We start from the raw sequence: 16,695 nt of genomic DNA, 5'->3' as shown, positions 1-16,695 counted from the left end.
AAATAGTGGTTAGTTATACCATAGAAGTAGATTGGGAATAAAGAGGACGCGATTATAATAGGGGTAAAGACAGGAGATGATCGGTTGAACGCTTCTTATTGGTTAACGAATGTAAGATTAGAACAGGGTTATGATATGGAAGATGGACAGGTCTCTGGTACGAAAACGAAAATTTGTCATATACGAATTGAGAACGGTACTATTGCTGAAATTATAGGGACAGAACGAGATATTCAAAGTGATATTGTTAAATATGATTGTAAAGAGTTATTAATGCTGCCTTCGTTCGAAGAGGCTCATATTCATTTGGATAAAACATATTTCAATGGACCGTGGAAAGCGGTAAAGCCTGTATCGAGCATCTTCGAGAGAATTGAGGAAGAGAAAGTATTATTGCCTAAGCTCCTTCCAACGGCAAGACAACAAGCCGAAAGCATCTTAACTCTTATACAGGGATATGGGGCTACTCATGTTCGTACCCATTGTAATATCGAGCCTACCAGTGGACTGCAACGGTTAGAGGCGACTAAGCAGGCGCTGGATACATTCTCAGGTAAAATTTCATCGGAAATTGTCGCTTTCCCCCAGCATGGGCTTCTGCTATCGAATTCTGTTCAACTCGTAAAGCAATCTTTGGCAGAGGGGGCAACTCATGTTGGCGGAGTAGATCCATTCTCAGTGGATGGGGATATAGAGAAGTCACTTCAGACCATCGTAGAATTAGCGGTTTTAAATAATGCCGGTATCGATATTCACTTACATGATAGAAACGAAGCGGGCAAGCGTACTCTGATACGTTTAGTTGATCTGACCGAAGAGGCTGGTTTGCAAGGAAAAGTAACGGTTAGTCATGCGTTCTGGTTTGCAGGTGCGCAGCCACAAGAGGCGGAGGAAGTGGCTAAACGGATGGGATCGCTTGGCATGTCCGTTGCTTCGACGGTTCCGATTGGCAAGATGACGATGCCGCTCCCGATGTTAACTAAAAATGGAGTAGCGGTAAAATTGGCAACGGATAGCCTTACAGATCACTGGTCTCCCTTCGGGAATGGAGATCAATTAGATAAAGCAGGGCGGTTCGCAGAATTGTATGGATATAACGATGAATTATCAATATCGCAAGCCATCAGCTTCATTACTGGGGGGATAACGCCGCTTGATTCAAAAGGTCAGCAGGTGTGGCCTAAGATCGGAGATGACGCGAGCTTTGTACTGTTGCACGCAAGCTGCACGGCGGAAGCGATAGCGCGAAGAGCGGCGCGTCAAGCGGTATGGTACCAAGGGCGGCTTGTGAGTGGATCTTTGTAGGCATATTGTAGAGATATACGACGTCGAATTGTGGTTTTGTATAACCACGGTTCACCTCCCCATGTAAACCCACAACCTCAAAAGGTTGTGGGTTTTTGCTTTTTCACAGATCGCTATGTGTCTGTGCAGCACAGCGCTCTCCCCACAAGGAAGGATAAACCTGTAAAACAGCGAATATTGATTCATATTTGTTGTGAGGTGATGGAGGTGGACGGTAATCGCTCTATGAAGTCTACAAGCAGGAAAATAAGCTTCGTGTCTATGCTGCGCAATCGGTTTGTTTTTACCTCTCTTCGCAAACGAATCATGGTATTTCTGACCGTTGGATTTGTGGGATATGCCATCTTAATGGCGTCTGTATCCTATAATGCGATCTATACGATGCAGCGCGATAAAATCAAGACCTCTATGGCTTTTGATCTATACCAGCAAACGACAAAGTTGAATCAGATGTACAGTAACTTGCTTCAGGTTACACAGCAGATGACGCCGGAAGGTACGGTGGGCAACCTGATGGAGACGTATCTCTCCACCGCGGACACGTATAGTCAGCGTCTCCTCTCACGCGATATCGCCTACAACATTGGATTAATTACTTTTTCGAATCCGGCTATGGAGCTGGTGATGTATTATAATCCTGCAAGCGGAAATGCTTCTTATTCGAATTTGCCGCTGCGCGGCGACTTCACGCTGGCATCTTTGCCGAGTGTCGCCGGTACCGGAGAGCTGAAATACCAGTCTCCGCATAAATCCCTATGCCGATTCAGCGATGATTTGGTTATGTCGGTGACACGAGAGGTTGAATTTTCAGATGGAACGAAATTAGTTGTTTATGTTGAAGCCAAATCGGATATCTCCACCGTTATGAATTCGCTTACAGAAAGCTTGAGTATGCCCTATATGCTTGTTTTCACTGATACGGCTGGCTTGGTGACTTATAGCAGCAACTCAACTGCTTTTAGTGCTGGCCAGCGTCTCAGTCTAAGCGGTCAATCGGGTGTGACGGGCGGTTATGTATGGAACCGAATGACAGGTGATTACGGCTACGGCATCACGCTGCTGCTTCCTGTCTCCTTTTACAATCACGAGCTCTACACGTGGAAAAATCATATGTACTGGATTCTCGCCATTGCTCTTCTAATGATGTTTATGCTCACACTATTATTGCGGAGGATCATTAACAAGCCATTTCGACTAATCGAGAAGGAAATGAGGACGTTTGGCAAGGGATATATGGGCACCAGCCAATATCATACGGGGATCGATGAATTCGATCGGCTACTCGATCAATTCAATATTATGAAGCGACAAATTCAGCAGCTGATTATGGACGTGGAGCAAAAGGAAAAGCGCCGTCATCAGCTGGAGATAGAGAAGCTAGCCTATCAAATCAACCCGCATTTTCTGATGAATACGCTCAATTCGGTACGGTGGCTGGCGGTTATGCATAAGCAGGCGGAGATTGAGAAGTTTGTTTCCTCGTTAATTTTTTTGCTGAACTATAATTTGGGTAAATCAGAGGATACGGCAACCTTCAGGTCGGAGATAGAGGTCATGCGAACCTATTTGGAACTGCAGCAGATGAGGCATGATTTTGAGGTGAATCTGAATATTGCGGAAGGGGTTTATCTCGATAGTCCTGTCGCGAGGTTCATTCTGCAGCCCATTGTGGAAAATGCCGTCTGTCATGGCCTTGACGATAACGGCAAGCTGGAGATCAACATATCGGCTGATGAAAAGGCACAGATGGTGCGCATTATAATCCGTGATGATGGCAAAGGGCTCAGTCATGAGACGCTTGCTTTGCTGCAGCGCGACACGCCGGATCAGCAGCAGACGGGTTGGGGAATTGGACTTCGTTATGTCAGGTCTATGCTGGAATCATCTTATGGCTATAAAGCTCGTATGAGTATAGAAAGCACTCCAAATCAAGGCACAACCGTTACTTTAACCCTTCCTTTTCTCCATCATAGAAAGGAGAGAGCGATTTGATTCGTGTATTAATTGTTGACGATGACAAGCTAGCACGCAAAGGTTTGATTTCAATTATGCCTTGGTCTAATCATGATATGGTTGTTGTAGGAGAAGCGGCGAACGGCGCGAAGGCGCTGGAGTTTATGGAAAGCTATGAGGTGGACCTCATATTCGTTGATCTCTCGATGCCTGTCATGTCAGGTATGGAGCTGCTTCAAGTCACACGGCAAAGATTTCCGGACCTGCGTTCCGTTATTTTATCTTTTCACGAAGAGTTTGAGATTGTGCAAACGGCTTATCGCATGGGTGTGCTCGATTATATTTCCAAGGTACGCCTGGAATCAGAGGATGATGAGCAAATATTGAAACGAATCCAGCAGAAAATGACAGGAGAAATGAAACCTCTTTCTGCCAAGACTCCTGCGCAACCAGCGCCTACGCATGGCCCTGAGCAAAACCTTAAGGAAGAAGAGTGGTGCAGGCTGGAGCAGGAGTGGCGCTCACACTACTGGCTATATAATGAATCGGTTTTTCAGCGGTTATGTAAACAGACCATAGAAGCTAAGGTTTCTTTTCGCCGTCTGGAAGGGTTATTTATGCGTGTGCTATCACAAATTGAGCCCGTAATTCTACTCGCTGCAGAGCTCCGGTCTGATGCCGACGATGTCCGGTCTGCGGTTGAATGGATGCGCGATTACAGGAAACGTGTTTATGCGCAGGTTGCTTCATCCTCCGATTTTACCAATACGACAACCAGCATCCTAAAGGCTGTGTTATTCATTTGCGAGAAGGCTTCAAATACGCTGCATGCCGAGGACGTCGCTGATCATGTGCACATGAGCCGAAGTTATTTTAGCCAATGCTTTAAGAAGCTGACGGGTTCAACGTTTAATGAATACTTAAGACAAGAGCGAATAAGAGCGGCAGAGCGTCTGCTGTGTGAAACCAATCAGTCGATCGCCTGGGTTGCTCATGCCGTAGGCTATAACGACTCCAAATATTTCTCCCAGCTGTTCCATGAACAGACCCGCCTTTTACCCTCCGAATTTCGGGCCCAGTTCCACAAGGGGGAGGAATGACTACAACGGATCGAACAAATATCTACCTTGGCCTTGTATCTGGTGCAAAACACGGCACATCTGTCTGACTTTTTTTCCTAACTTCCCATGTACAATGAGAAGGCAAGAAACTAAGCAGTTGCTTACGAAGTAAGAATTGCTTGGCCATTCTTTTGAGGAGGGATTAGATGAAAAAGAATATGGCATTGATGCTTTCCGTCGTATTACTTGGTCTAAGTTTGACAGCGTGTTCTTCTTCCAACAATTCATCGAATAATTTGAAAGCGTCTTCAAATCCAGACTCAAACACTGAAAACCCAGCACTATCGGGAGATGATCTGGCCTTCTCCAAATTTCCGAACCCTGTTGATGTTCACATCGGCATGGTGGTGGATCCGACAGACAAAACGCTGCCGGAAGGCGACAGTGTAAGCAACAACCAGTACACGCGCTACCTTAAGGAAAAGTACAACATCAATGTAATTGTAGATTGGACTGCGGCCACTGGCAACGATTTTAAGCAGAAGGTGAGCTTGACGATCGCATCGGGCAAGCTGCCAGACGGTATGGTCGTTGACGACCGCTCCTTCATGACCAAAGCGGCGAGCTCGGGTCTGCTCTATGATATCACCGACATCTTCCAGCAATATCAGTCTTCACAGGTGAAGGATATCATGGCAAGCACCGAAGGCCGTGCATTGGAAAATGCCAGCTACAAGGGCAAGATGGTTTCGCTCCCAAACATTACGGTGGATACTGACGGCGTTCATGTCTTATGGATTCGCAAGGACTGGCTTGATAAGCTGCAGCTGCCGGTGCCGAAGACGGTGTCCGATGTCGAAAAAACGGCAAAAGCGTTTGTTGATAGCAAGCTTGGCGGGGACAAAATGATTGGTATTGCCGGTCCTTCCAAAAATACGTTCCCTTATTCTACCTTCCTCGTCTCCTCTAACAATATGGGAGGATTCGATCCAATTTTTGGCGCGATGGATGCGTATCCGGGCTACTGGCTTGACAATGGCGACGGATCGGTAACCTACGGAACGACGACGGACAATACGAAAAAAACGTTGGCTTTGCTGGCTGACTGGTACAAAAAAGGGCTTATTGATCCTGAAGTAGGTACCCGTGACAATGTAGGGGATCCGATTAATGCCAATCAGGCGGGGATTTTCTTTGGCCCATGGTGGAATGGCGGCTATGGCAACGGGGACTCCTTCAAAAACGATCCGACGGCTAACTGGCAGGCCTATCCGGTCTATTCTGACGATAACAAATGGAATGTGCATATGAAAACGACGGGCAGCACCTACACTGTTATTAGCAAAAATGCCAAACCGGATGTCGTCAAAGCCATTATGATCATGAATAATGCGCTTGTACGTGATGAAGCGACCTTTGATTTGTCAGTTAATGTGGCTTGGTATCCGCTTCGCAACGTTATGGCCGCGGCCAATGAGACGGAATATGAGTATGCAGAGCTTCTGAAAGTACTGAAAGGCGAGACCAATCCAGAGGATTATAATAAGCCGAACAGCTTGTACAAGCTGATGTATGCGGATGCGAAAAAGGTAAAAGACGTCATTAAGCCTCCGTTCGACGATCTAAATGTCAGCAACTTCAGTACAGCTAACTTCGGAGACTTCCAGCGCTTGTACTCCATCATGATTGGTGATCGTCCGTTCACAACAATTCCAATCGATAAAAAGGTCTTTAGCGTAACCTATAACCAAACTTCAACGATGGAAACGAAATGGGCTAACCTGAAGAAGATGGAGGATGAGACCGTTATGAAAATCATCCTTGGCCAAGCGTCCATCGACTCTTTCGATAAATTCGTGAAGGACTGGAAGTCTCAAGGCGGAGATGAGATTACAGCGGAAGTCGCCGAGCTCTTGAAGAAGTAACCGAGCATACTCTTGCAGAAGGCGCTGGCGTTTTTAAGTGCCTTTTGCAAGCTTTGTTATCCTGATAGGGAGACGGGAGGCTAGCCTTAGTGAGAAAATTAGGCCATCAGAAACACTATTATTTGATGCTGTTGCCGGGTATGGTCTGGCTTGTGATGTTCAGTATTGTGCCTATGTTTGGAATTCTGATGGCCTTTCAGGATTTCAATCCGGGAGCGGGGCTGCTTAAATCCGAGTGGGTGGGGCTCGAAAACTTCAAGTATATGTTTCAGCTTAATGACAGCAAGACGGTTATTGTTAATACCTTTATCATCGCAATCGGCAAAATCGTGCTTAATCTGCTCATTCCGCTCATCTTTGCCATATTGCTGAACGAGCTTCGCAGCATGCGCTACAAAAAGCTGGTGCAGACTGTCGTTTACCTGCCGCACTTTCTATCGTGGGTTATTATGTCAACGATTGTAATTGGAATTTTTGGCTATTATGGCGTTGTTAATACGGTTTTTGGAATGTTCGGCTTCGATCCTAAACTATTTATGGCGGATGCGGGGATATTCCGGCAGCTCATCATCGGTACGGATGTGTGGAAGGAATTTGGCTTTAACGCAATTATATATCTTGCGGCGTTAACAGGCATTAATCTCAATCTATATGAGGCGGCCGCCATTGACGGTGCCAATCGCTGGCAGTTGATTAGGCACGTCACGCTGCCTGCACTGTCAACCACGGTTGTCTTGCTGGGCGTCTTAAGTCTAGGCAACGTGCTAAACGCCGGATTCGATCAAGTGTATAACCTTTATAACCCGCTTGTGTATTCAACTGGAGATATTTTGGATACATGGGTGTACCGACTGGGCTTGCAAAATCTTCAATTCTCGCTCGCGACGGCGGCAGGTTTGTTCAAGTCGGTCATTAGCTTTGTGCTGATATTCATATCCTATCGTCTGGCGTATCGCTATGCCGATTACACGGTATTCTGAGGGAGGGCGCTGCATTGGTCAGAAATACAACGTTAGGCTCACGGACGTTCGAAATTGCCAATATCGTCGTCCTCGGCCTTTTGCTTATTAGCTGTATTTACCCGCTTTGGTACACCTTCTGTGTATCGATTTCCGAAAAATCCGCTGCTAATGCAGGCTTGGTTACGCTTTATCCCATTGGCTTCTCCTTGACGCCGTATAAGGAAATTATTAATGACGCTCTCTTCTTTAACGCGTTCTGGATTTCCATTCAGCGCACCGTGCTCGGTACAGGTTTTGCCTTGCTGATGACGGTATTAATGGCTTACCCACTGGCAAGGCCTAAGCGGGATTTTAAAATGCGCAATACCTTCATGTGGATTCTTGTCTTTTGCATGCTGTTTAACGGGGGCTTGATTCCGTGGTATCTCACTATTCAAAACTATCATTTAATCGATTCGATTTGGGCGTTAGTACTTGGCGGAGGAGTGCCGGTATTCGACGTGATCCTGATTATGAACTTCTTCCGCAATTTGCCGAAGGAGCTGAATGAGGCGGCGGTAGTCGACGGTGCTGGTCCTTGGTCAGTGCTGTTTCGGGTGTATATTCCTTGCTCCTTTCCTGTGCTTGCTGCAGTAGCGTTGTTCCTTAGCGTTTATCATTGGAATGAGTTCTTCAACGGGTTAGTGCTAATGAATACTGCGGCTAAATATCCGCTTCAAACTTATATCCAGCAGCTGGTCGTAAACATTCCGGTTGGCACCAATCTGACCCCTGAACAATATAAGAAGCTGTCCGAGCTGTCTAATCGAACGCTGAATGCGGCCAAGGTTTTTATAGCTATGGTACCAATGCTGATCGTATATCCTTTCCTGCAAAAGTACTTTGTTTCCGGTATTATGTTGGGCGCGGTGAAAGAGTAAGGCTGTGCCTGTGAGGAGGACGTGCCACTGGTCATTCCACTCATCAAACCGTTTGAGCAGCACACTTCGGCGAATTATGGCTTTGCACAGCCATGGTTCGCCACCAATACCATGAAAAAATCCGACCTCATGAGGTCGGATTTTTTGATTTTTCTGTTCATGCTAGTAGGGCAAATCTGTTTTTATAAGCTCTGCTTGCGAAGCTTGAGCACGTGAAACCCGACGACCAAAAGCCACCCAAGGTAGGATGCAATTAAGAATCGTCCAAATAAACCTGCAAGCACGTCAGGAGTGAACTGTCCATCTTGAGGGATTTGAATTATAAATAGCGCCATTAACACAAGCATAATTCCGCTGGTGATTAACAGTTGTCCGCGAATGGGCCTCCAAGCTTCATTGCGTACCAATGCAAAGCTGATCAAGAGGGCAGCGACAGGTGAATAGTCGAGCGTGGCGCCAATGGCATGCATTTTACCGCTGAACGTTGCAGCATCTGGGCTCACCGCTATAGGATCGGTCACAAAAATACCTGCTATTAAAATACCTGAGACACTTAGTCCAAGAATAACGAGCCCGATATATCCTAAGACGCTACGAATTTGTGAGAAGATTGAAACACCGGCACTTACGAGACTTACAGCGAGCAATATAAATGCAAAATGCATCATCCAGCCGAAGTTGCCTAAAGCGTACTCGCTAATAAAACGCCAAGTCGGATTGAATTCAGGCTCTAAGAGGTGTAGGCAACCCAGGATCAAGATGAAGAGTGATCCAGAGACGATAGACAATCGTGCGGCATTAGATGATATCGCGGATATAGGTTTTGCAATCAATAGTGGTTTAACTGATTTCGTATTCTCTAATGGCAATAATCTCGTCATTTTTCTTCTCGGACGATGTCATAATTGACAATCGTCTTCACTAGAATGCTCGGAGCCATYACGACCGCCGAATGATCCTGTCCGTCCAGCGTTTGGGATTCAACAAAAGGCAAAAGTTCGGTAAGTGCTTTGGCTGACTCGTGAAAGAGCGGTTCGCTGTTCTCGCCTGTCATAATTAACGTGGGAACATTTACTTTCCATCGGTCGGTTGGAAGCGGTTTGCCGGATTGCGTGTCACCCATAATCATGCCATCATAGGCGATTGTGTGAGACATGCTTTCCATCGCTTGCCAAGAAGGATCGGCTTTCATGTAGCCAATATATTCTTCCGGAATACCGAGAGCCTCGTACATGAAGTATTCGACCGCTTCGCTGCGTCTACCTGCTTGGTTTAGCGCGTTCAGATGGTGAACATATTCTGTAGGCAAGGGTTTACGGCTGTCATTAATAATGAATGGTGGTTCGTAAAGATACAGCTTCGAAACCTGATCTCCTAATCGACTTGCTGCTTCAAGGGCTAACACAGCGCCGGATGAGCTTCCAAACAGGCAAGCACTGCCGCCGGACTTATGGATTAGAGCCTCAATATCCTCGATTTCACGTTGGACGGAATAAGGTGCGACATCAGAGCTTTGACCGCGGCCACGGCGATCATAGTTGTAAACGGTGTAATGAGTTGCGAGCAGCTGGGCAAGCTGGGCTGCATCGCTATGGTCGGCCACGGCCGATGATATTAGGATAAAGGCAGGTCCATTTCCTAGCTTTTCATATGCAATCTTTGTTCCATCCTTTGAAGTAACTGTATCCATAAGTCCTCCCGTCGACGTTTCTAAGTATTCTTCAAGTCGGTCAAATGCATCATTGAAGCCTTCAATCATACCCATTGCTTCGGCATTTTCCAATTCCTCAGCACTTGCGAATCGTGTAACGATACTAAGCTTTGTGCCATTTGTTGTTTCCTCGAATTGAACAGTCGTTAGCATCTCGCTGTTCTCTACGACATTCCAGTCTTTGTCGGTAAACGAGTCGGTGTATACTAGTGTAAAGGGTTCAAAAACCTCTTGATAAACAGCTTTGCAGAAAGCCTCTTCCCCGCTAATGTCATCTGATTTGAGGCTATAACGCCAAATACCGCCGGGTCTTACGTCCATTTCATAGACGGTGGTTGTCCATAATTTAGGGCCCCACCAACGCGCAATATGTTCCGGGTTTGTCCAACCTTCCCAAGCAAGCTTGGGAGGCAATGCTAATATCCGTTCGATGGTAAGCTCACGAAGTTCCCGGTTTTTATGGATTTTTGTTTTTGATCGCATCTTCATTCATCCTTTTAGGTCATTTTCTAGTGCGTCAAATCGATTATTCCAAAAGGCTTGGTGATTTCGAACATTGCTGCGATAACGCTTGAGATAAAAGGATAGCATTAATCCTCCTTTTTATTGTAGTCGAGCATATAATCCTCAAAATGATCGAGACGCTCTTCCCAAAGGATACTAAATGAATCAAACCACGCATCCAGATCCTGAAAGGGCTTTGCTTCGAGGCTATATATTCGCTGTTGTGCCTTGTTGCGGGAGCGAACCAACCCAGCCTCGCTCAAAATACGTAGATGGCGAGACACCTGCGGCTGACCGATATTGAGCGCTTGGACGATCTCGCTCACCGATCGCGGTGCTTTTTTTAACAGCTCAACAATGTTGAAGCGGTTCGGCTCGGCGAGTGTAAGTAATGTTAATTGCATAGTTGTTGTGTTCATGCGCTTAATATACACTTAAGTGTATATACGCGTCAACGTATATAGCGAATTAATAAACTCATACATTGGTTGGTAAGTCGTAATACATGTCGAATAATTCAATCCACCGTTGCACTATTGGAGATTTATATTGGAGGAGATAGCATCTTAACTGGAAGGATATTGAAGTCGCCAAAGCGAATTATTTAACGGTGCATGTTTTGAATCGGGGTTTAAAAACAAGAGATATACTCGTGGCTGGTGATATGAGTTTGCACCGCCTATCCCAACTGAGATTTTAAAATAGGAGGTCGTTTGAACTAACGGATAGGTTAGCGGAGCAAATCGTAGTGCATTATTTTGTGGTAATTGTTTAAAGTGAGGTGTCTAAACAATGGAACTGGTAAATAAAATTGAAGTCGTAACGATGAAGAGTGAGTATTGTAAAGTTGAACATCACACTATTGTCATTGATGGTACTCCTCTGGATTTATTGCTTCATAATTACTATCCTTCAAATAACCTTCTAGGCATGATCCCAACAATTATTGAATGGGTCTACGACTTGAAAGAGAAAGAATGTATTAAGGGAAGGTTCAATTCGGTAAGCAAAGAGGTTGTTTTGCCAGTACTAATGTGCCCAGATGATTGCGATTTGACGTGTACAGTAATTGTTGCAAATGTAATTAAAGCGGATGGGTACATTATCTGGAAGAAACTTGGTATTGATAGGAGTACAAGGGAAGATATGCTTCTGGGATGCGAAGGAATTGGTTCAAAAGTTAATTGGCTTGATGAAATCCCTATTATGACTTTTGAGGAAGCGCAATATAGCTCTCATCTCAGAAAAATTTACGATTAAGCTAACAGGCAGAATAATCTAACTATCTGACGAAAATATAGAAAAAGAGATCGTTTCTAAAGGGGATTAGTATGTGCAAACAGAAGAAATGACGGTCAAGAAACTAGTATTAGTGGTAGTTGTCCTTAATATAATCGTGGGCATGCTGAGTGGATGTGGCGATAGACCCAATCCGCCTGAGAATATACAGAAGGCAGGAAAGCAAGTGGATATTTACGTTGATGGGAATAAAATTCTTATTACTAACAAACCTTTTATAGAGGGACGAAGATTGTATCTTCCTCTTGATTCGGTACTTACTGCCATGGGTTGGACTTATAATCACGAAGAAGATGGATCTTTAGCTATCTCTTACAAAACATTAAATGGAAGTGGCACGACCTATATGCATGATGAGTGGGAAGATACGCTTCGACTAATTGATGGGCATATTTATATTCACTCCAAACGATTAAGTGGTTTAACAGATTCAGAGATCGTTTTTAATGCTGAGACAGGTAAAGTCATGATTACGACTTCTCCAAACCCAGGAGAGGTCACAAATGAAGACAGGGAGGAATTGCTCGCATGGCAAGCGAAGCAAGAAACGGTCACAGAGAATACAATGAGTGCAGAAGAAAGTGAGCAGATCAATTACGGAAAATATTCTGATCTGGATATATTCAGCGACCTGTACTCCTTAGATAAGGAACTTGAAGAAGAAGGACTATCGTTATGGGACGAGCTCGGCTTTTACGGCGGTTATTACCAGAGTGAGTATGGGAATACTCCTTGGGATATTATTTCGTTTGGGTGGACGGGTGGAGATGGCGAACACTACGGCTTCTTAACGGAATTTGGATCTGTCCCGGATTTAAATAATGCCCCTATCGTAAGAGTTTCTCCAATGGGTGGGGATGAAGCTGGAGAAGTCATTGCCAACAATATTAGGGAGTTTTTAAGCGTAATTGCTATTGACAGTACTTTTATATATATGTCGTTTGAAAGTGATGAGGCCTACCAAAACTACTTACAAGAGGAAGAGGAAGCGCAATATGAATGGGCACCAACCGAGGAAGATCAAGCGAATCGCCGTAAGGTCATGTCCAGACTGGTAGATGCGCTAAACCTACCTAAAATCGATCATCCATATACATACCTTGATCGAGTGAAAGCAGCGAGGGAGAAACAAATTGTTGTCGCTACTCCTGATGGACTAGGGGTAACTAATATACATCCTGGGGATAAAGGTCGGCAACACGAAACACTTCTGGTGGATGATGATTTGGAAGCTGAAGAATTGCAGGGCTATTTAAAGCGGGCTACCTATGCTGGCAAACTAGCATTGATACGTACATTTAACGCAAAGGGCTTTCATAGCGAGGAAGTCGAAAAAGTAATGGTAGAAGAAATGACCAGACTGGGACTAACCGATGAGATTGCCAGAATGAACGCATCAGCTTGGTAGATGTTAAAGTGTCATAGAATTAACGGGACGCAATAGTTCAATAAAAAAATAGAAGCAGCCGATTGTAATGATCGGCTGCTTCATTACGCTATGCAGTTACTTCAAACACAAAACAAGAAAATGGTCTATTTATGATGAATACCTTCATATCTAAGTTAGTGAAAAAATAAACTGTAAGTTACACGGAGGGAATTATGAAAAAAAATGTTGAAATATTTCTGGAACATATCGAAGCAACATTCGGAGATGAATATCAAATAAAAAGGATAAATTCAATTGATGATGGTAGTCCAATAAACTTATTTATATATAACGACTTACCAGAAAAAGGTATGATGACATTTATAACCTACGGGCTTTCGGAAGCAGACCATTCAGAATGGGTAGGGGGAAAGCCGGAATTAATATTGAGTTTAGAGACAAACGACCCTTCATGGGGCTTTGCTATAGCTCACTTAGTTGCAGAGAGAAGAGGTATTAAGAGATTTTCATTTGGCGATTTATTTATATTTGATGAACCAGTAAGCGAAGAATCTGATATGGTTGGCTTTTTTGCGTTTGCACCTTCAATAATAGACAATGTAACCTCAAGAATTGAAACAACTGACAAGCCTATATTTTTAACTGGGATGTACCCGATTTACCGAGAAGAGATTGAATTGTATAACGAAGTAGGTTTACAGGAATTTTGGTTTACTGAAGGCTTCGATTTATACAATGTTAAGAGAAAGAACTTAGCCTTTAAATGATTTTTTTGTTACGAGAATTAGTTAGTTAAATAGAAAACATTAATGTGTTGGCTTTGCGGAACCTACTCTCATTTTATATGAAGCTTACTAGCGGGCCAATTGAAAGATCTGAAATAAATTACTACGAAATGGGTTGATTCCGTTTTGAGATACAACATGAATGTTGAACCGAGCGGCAATAGTGATTAAGTATGAAATATGATGATGTATTAATAAATCAACCAAAACAAAAGCTAAAAATTGTATTCGTTCGTAACATATCACTTGCATTTTCGTCTGAAGGTTATACTGAATAGGGGTGAAAATGTTGAAAAAGTTAGTATTAGGAGTAGCCTTATTAATTTTCGTATGTGTATTTGCTGGTTGCAGTTCCTCGTCAGACGATAAAAAGGGGAATTACATTATTGCAAAGGAAGAGCAAAAAATCTTAGTAGCGAAGGACATCTCTTGGAAAGATGCAGAAAATATGGACTTTGAAACATTTAAAAAGAATGATATTGAGTTAATAAATTATATTGTTGAGGATACTCTGCTCTACAACGAGCTGGGGATAGGTGAATCAGTTAATATAACTCCCAAAACGAATGATAAAGGTGAATATGTTGTAATGCAATCTTATCCTCCACAAATTGTAGCCGGCAAAATAGAAAGGCAGAAGCACTAGGCGGGTTATAGGTCGTTAAGCTTTTGCTATCTGTAGGATAAAATACGGGTAGAGATCTTTTATAATTATTTAGTAAATTGAAAATAGGCAATCTCGTTGGTAATATAGGCAAATAAGCATGCGATAGGAGTAAATGGTGTCGTGATTATTGTTGTTCTTAATCAGTTGAAAAAATAACTGAATATATGAGGTTTGGCTCAATTGGATGTGATCGCAGTTATGATCTGCATATCTGCTATTTAGCTGAACTCGTACATTAAGAATAATAGCAATATCATACGACCTTACTCTAACGCCACTTATGTGCGCGGTAATTGTATACTTATGTCAGGTATGAAGAAATTCATTCCTGTGAATAGGGATCACTTAGGAGATTAGAGGCTGCAGATGAAGCTATGTTCATCTGTAGTCTTTTTGTCGTTCTCGAATGTCTTCTGGAGAGGTATCAAACGGTAATGATTTGTGTTTTCATTCTATTATTTTGTGAATTTACAAGGAGGTATGGAGGATGCAATTAAACAATTGGTCTATGGATACCATTACTTATGATTTGTCGAAGGAATATTCTATTCGGATGGCGGAGCCAGAAGAATGGGGATTGTATTGTTCTGTATATTATAATATGCAATATAATGGTTTTTTTAGAGAAGAAAGCTATGCAGCATCGCGAAGAAATTCATTTTGGATTTATAAGGGAGAGAATAGAATCGGTGGCGTAAGAATGGCGCCCAACGTAATTTACCATTTGTTTTTTATTCCTCCTTTTAATGATGCATTCAAGATATTGAAGCTGCTTAAAAAAATAGTAATGCATTGGTCTGACAGATCGCAGCCAATTAAGACTTTTGAGGTTCTTCCTGATCAAGTTCAATTATTTGCGAGGGCAGGCTTCTGGGCGGATGAATTCAGATGCCGTTGGATGCAGCGTCCTACAGATCATTTCGAAGTGATCTGGGATGATAATCTAATTATTAAAAGTCCCCAAATTGAAGAGAACGAAATGGGAGCTAAGCGATTCATCAATGAAGATGAAATTGCTCATTGTGAATATGAAAGCTTTAAAGGCGGATTTGAAGCAGTAAGGAGAAAAAAGTTTTCTTTAGAAGATTTTATTCCAAATGAAGATCCTAATTATTCGAATGACATATTAGTTCAGGCTTCAACACTAATCTATAATAAGAACTCTGGTCAGCTCATTGCCAATTGTCGTCTTTGTCTACAAGATAACATGGCAGCAGTATATAGTATCGGTGTAATACCTGCTCATAGAGGAAGAGGGCTGGCTACACTTATGCTGCAAAGAGCGCTGAGTATGCTGAAAAATAAATATTCAATTCTACGATTGTATGTGATGGAAGGTAATGATGCAGAATCTGTTTATTTTAATCTCGGGTTCGTGCCCGGAGTACAGGAGATACAAAATATGTATATACCTGCGCAACCATAGCGGGGTGACCGTTTGATTTTTTCGATTTTTCTGATTTTTTAAAGTAAATACTTGAAATGTATGGTATGGTATTTTGTGGTGAATGTCATACCATAGGGGCTGTGTAAGAATGATAGGGGATACGACGGAAAAAGAGCGGACGATATTTGATCATGCTGGAAATACAATTAAGACAGAAGATCGAGAGATTCGTATTCTTGCCAAGTATGAGGAGCCATTGGTTGTCGTACTAGGAAATGTGCTTAGCGATGAGGAATGCGATGAGCTAATTAGACATTCTAGGGAACAATTGCAGCGTTCAAAAATAAGTGGAGATCGTGCAGAGAACCAAATTAGAACGAGCAGTGGAGTATTTTGTGAGGAGAATGAGACGATTACAAAAATCGAAAAAAGATTCTCTCAAATTATGAATATTCCCATTGAGCATGGCGACGGCTTGCAAGTTTTGCTATATACCCCTGGCCAAGAGTATCAGCCACATTATGATTTTTTCGCAGAAACAAATCGAGCAAGTGCTAACAATCGAATTAGTACGCTTATAATGTATTTGAATGATGTGGAGGAAGGCGGAGAAACGGCGTTCCCTCTGCTTAATATTTCAGTTTTTCCTAACAAAGGCATGGCTGTTTACTTTGAATATTTTTATAACAATAATGAAATAAATGATTTCACCTTGCATGCAGGTACACCGGTGATTAAAGGTGAAAAGTGGGTAGCGACGATGTGGATGAGAAGACAGGCGCTGCGCATTTCATAAAGAGTGATTAGGAAGCAATGAATATAAGGA

The 16,695-nt window shown here is 43.2% G+C and carries 15 protein-coding genes; 12 read left to right on the top strand and 3 right to left on the bottom strand.

Going from position 1 to position 16,695, the window contains the following annotated elements; genetic code table 11:
• Positions 1-84: 84 nt before the first annotated feature.
• The 6 genes from AB4Z17_RS01690 to AB4Z17_RS01665 all read left to right on the top strand — a co-directional run bounded on the left by AB4Z17_RS01690 (position 85) and on the right by AB4Z17_RS01665 (position 8,126).
• The gene (locus AB4Z17_RS01690; RefSeq protein WP_441957753.1) at positions 85-1,305 is read left to right on the top strand and encodes an amidohydrolase; all 1,221 of its coding nucleotides are present in this window, start codon (positions 85-87) and stop codon (positions 1,303-1,305) included.
• Between the two features lie 207 nt (positions 1,306-1,512).
• Positions 1,513-3,297 carry a sensor histidine kinase gene (locus AB4Z17_RS01685; RefSeq protein ID WP_441957751.1) on the top strand — a complete coding sequence of 595 codons (1,785 nt, stop codon included), beginning with the start codon at positions 1,513-1,515 and terminating at the stop codon, positions 3,295-3,297.
• The gene (locus AB4Z17_RS01680; RefSeq protein ID WP_441957749.1) at positions 3,294-4,358 is read left to right on the top strand and encodes a response regulator transcription factor; all 1,065 of its coding nucleotides are present in this window, start codon (positions 3,294-3,296) and stop codon (positions 4,356-4,358) included. The genes AB4Z17_RS01685 and AB4Z17_RS01680 overlap by 4 nt, the downstream gene beginning before the upstream one ends.
• Positions 4,359-4,525: 167 nt before the next feature.
• Positions 4,526-6,244, top strand: a complete 1,719-nt coding sequence (locus tag AB4Z17_RS01675; RefSeq protein WP_441957747.1) for an extracellular solute-binding protein — start codon at positions 4,526-4,528, stop codon at positions 6,242-6,244.
• Between the two features lie 89 nt (positions 6,245-6,333).
• A complete protein-coding gene (locus AB4Z17_RS01670; RefSeq protein ID WP_076270718.1) occupies positions 6,334-7,224 on the top strand; it encodes an ABC transporter permease in 891 nt (296 codons plus the stop codon).
• Positions 7,225-7,238: 14 nt separating this feature from the next.
• Positions 7,239-8,126 (top strand): carbohydrate ABC transporter permease, encoded by an 888-nt coding sequence (locus AB4Z17_RS01665; RefSeq protein WP_076270717.1) that lies wholly within the window; start codon positions 7,239-7,241, stop codon positions 8,124-8,126.
• A gap of 182 nt (positions 8,127-8,308) precedes the next feature.
• On the opposite strand, the gene AB4Z17_RS01660 is transcribed toward AB4Z17_RS01665, so the two are convergent.
• From AB4Z17_RS01660 to AB4Z17_RS01650, 3 genes are all read right to left on the bottom strand, one after another.
• Entirely contained in the window at positions 8,309-9,007 is a 699-nt protein-coding gene (locus tag AB4Z17_RS01660; RefSeq protein WP_441957745.1) for a DUF998 domain-containing protein, read from the bottom strand.
• Entirely contained in the window at positions 9,004-10,320 is a 1,317-nt protein-coding gene (locus tag AB4Z17_RS01655) for an alpha/beta fold hydrolase (protein ID WP_441957743.1), read from the bottom strand. Before AB4Z17_RS01655 ends, AB4Z17_RS01660 begins: the two co-directional genes overlap by 4 nt.
• Positions 10,321-10,427: 107 nt before the next feature.
• A complete protein-coding gene (locus AB4Z17_RS01650; protein WP_441957741.1) occupies positions 10,428-10,760 on the bottom strand; it encodes an ArsR/SmtB family transcription factor in 333 nt (110 codons plus the stop codon).
• A gap of 373 nt (positions 10,761-11,133) precedes the next feature.
• Here AB4Z17_RS01650 and AB4Z17_RS01645 point away from each other — a divergent pair, with 373 nt between their 5' ends.
• The 6 genes from AB4Z17_RS01645 (at position 11,134) to AB4Z17_RS01620 (ending at position 16,665) form a co-directional block, all read left to right on the top strand.
• The gene (locus tag AB4Z17_RS01645; protein WP_441912534.1) at positions 11,134-11,601 is read left to right on the top strand and encodes a hypothetical protein; all 468 of its coding nucleotides are present in this window, start codon (positions 11,134-11,136) and stop codon (positions 11,599-11,601) included.
• A gap of 73 nt (positions 11,602-11,674) precedes the next feature.
• Positions 11,675-13,048 (top strand): hypothetical protein, encoded by a 1,374-nt coding sequence (locus AB4Z17_RS01640; protein WP_441912533.1) that lies wholly within the window; start codon positions 11,675-11,677, stop codon positions 13,046-13,048.
• Positions 13,049-13,242: 194 nt separating this feature from the next.
• The gene (locus AB4Z17_RS01635; RefSeq protein ID WP_441957739.1) at positions 13,243-13,797 is read left to right on the top strand and encodes a suppressor of fused domain protein; all 555 of its coding nucleotides are present in this window, start codon (positions 13,243-13,245) and stop codon (positions 13,795-13,797) included.
• Positions 13,798-14,101: 304 nt separating this feature from the next.
• Complete coding sequence (locus tag AB4Z17_RS01630; protein WP_441912531.1) at positions 14,102-14,461, top strand: hypothetical protein; 360 nt, start codon at positions 14,102-14,104, stop codon at positions 14,459-14,461.
• 508 nt (positions 14,462-14,969) lie between these two features.
• Entirely contained in the window at positions 14,970-15,908 is a 939-nt protein-coding gene (locus AB4Z17_RS01625) for a GNAT family N-acetyltransferase (RefSeq protein ID WP_441957737.1), read from the top strand.
• Positions 15,909-16,017: 109 nt separating this feature from the next.
• Positions 16,018-16,665, top strand: coding sequence for a 2OG-Fe(II) oxygenase (locus tag AB4Z17_RS01620; RefSeq protein ID WP_339206093.1), 648 nt, complete (start codon positions 16,018-16,020; stop codon positions 16,663-16,665).
• Positions 16,666-16,695: the final 30 nt, after the last annotated feature.

It is taken from the genome of Paenibacillus sp. TAF43_2 (genome assembly GCF_052113545.1).
Lineage (GTDB): Bacteria > Bacillota > Bacilli > Paenibacillales > Paenibacillaceae > Pristimantibacillus.
This window is presented reverse-complemented; position numbering and strand designations above follow the sequence as displayed.

What these genes read in the sequence shown, in the direction of transcription:
- AB4Z17_RS01675 (WP_441957747.1), top strand. Translation starts at nt 4,526, where the DNA reads ATGAAAAAGAATATGGCATTGATGCTTTCCGTCGTATTACTTGGTCTA.
- AB4Z17_RS01660 (WP_441957745.1), bottom strand. Translation starts at nt 9,007, where the DNA reads ATGACGAGATTATTGCCATTAGAGAATACGAAATCAGTTAAACCACTA.
- AB4Z17_RS01650 (WP_441957741.1), bottom strand. Translation starts at nt 10,760, where the DNA reads ATGAACACAACAACTATGCAATTAACATTACTTACACTCGCCGAGCCG.
- AB4Z17_RS01645 (WP_441912534.1), top strand. Translation starts at nt 11,134, where the DNA reads ATGGAACTGGTAAATAAAATTGAAGTCGTAACGATGAAGAGTGAGTAT.
- AB4Z17_RS01635 (WP_441957739.1), top strand. Translation starts at nt 13,243, where the DNA reads ATGAAAAAAAATGTTGAAATATTTCTGGAACATATCGAAGCAACATTC.
- AB4Z17_RS01630 (WP_441912531.1), top strand. Translation starts at nt 14,102, where the DNA reads ATGTTGAAAAAGTTAGTATTAGGAGTAGCCTTATTAATTTTCGTATGT.
- AB4Z17_RS01625 (WP_441957737.1), top strand. Translation starts at nt 14,970, where the DNA reads ATGCAATTAAACAATTGGTCTATGGATACCATTACTTATGATTTGTCG.
- AB4Z17_RS01620 (WP_339206093.1), top strand. Translation starts at nt 16,018, where the DNA reads ATGATAGGGGATACGACGGAAAAAGAGCGGACGATATTTGATCATGCT.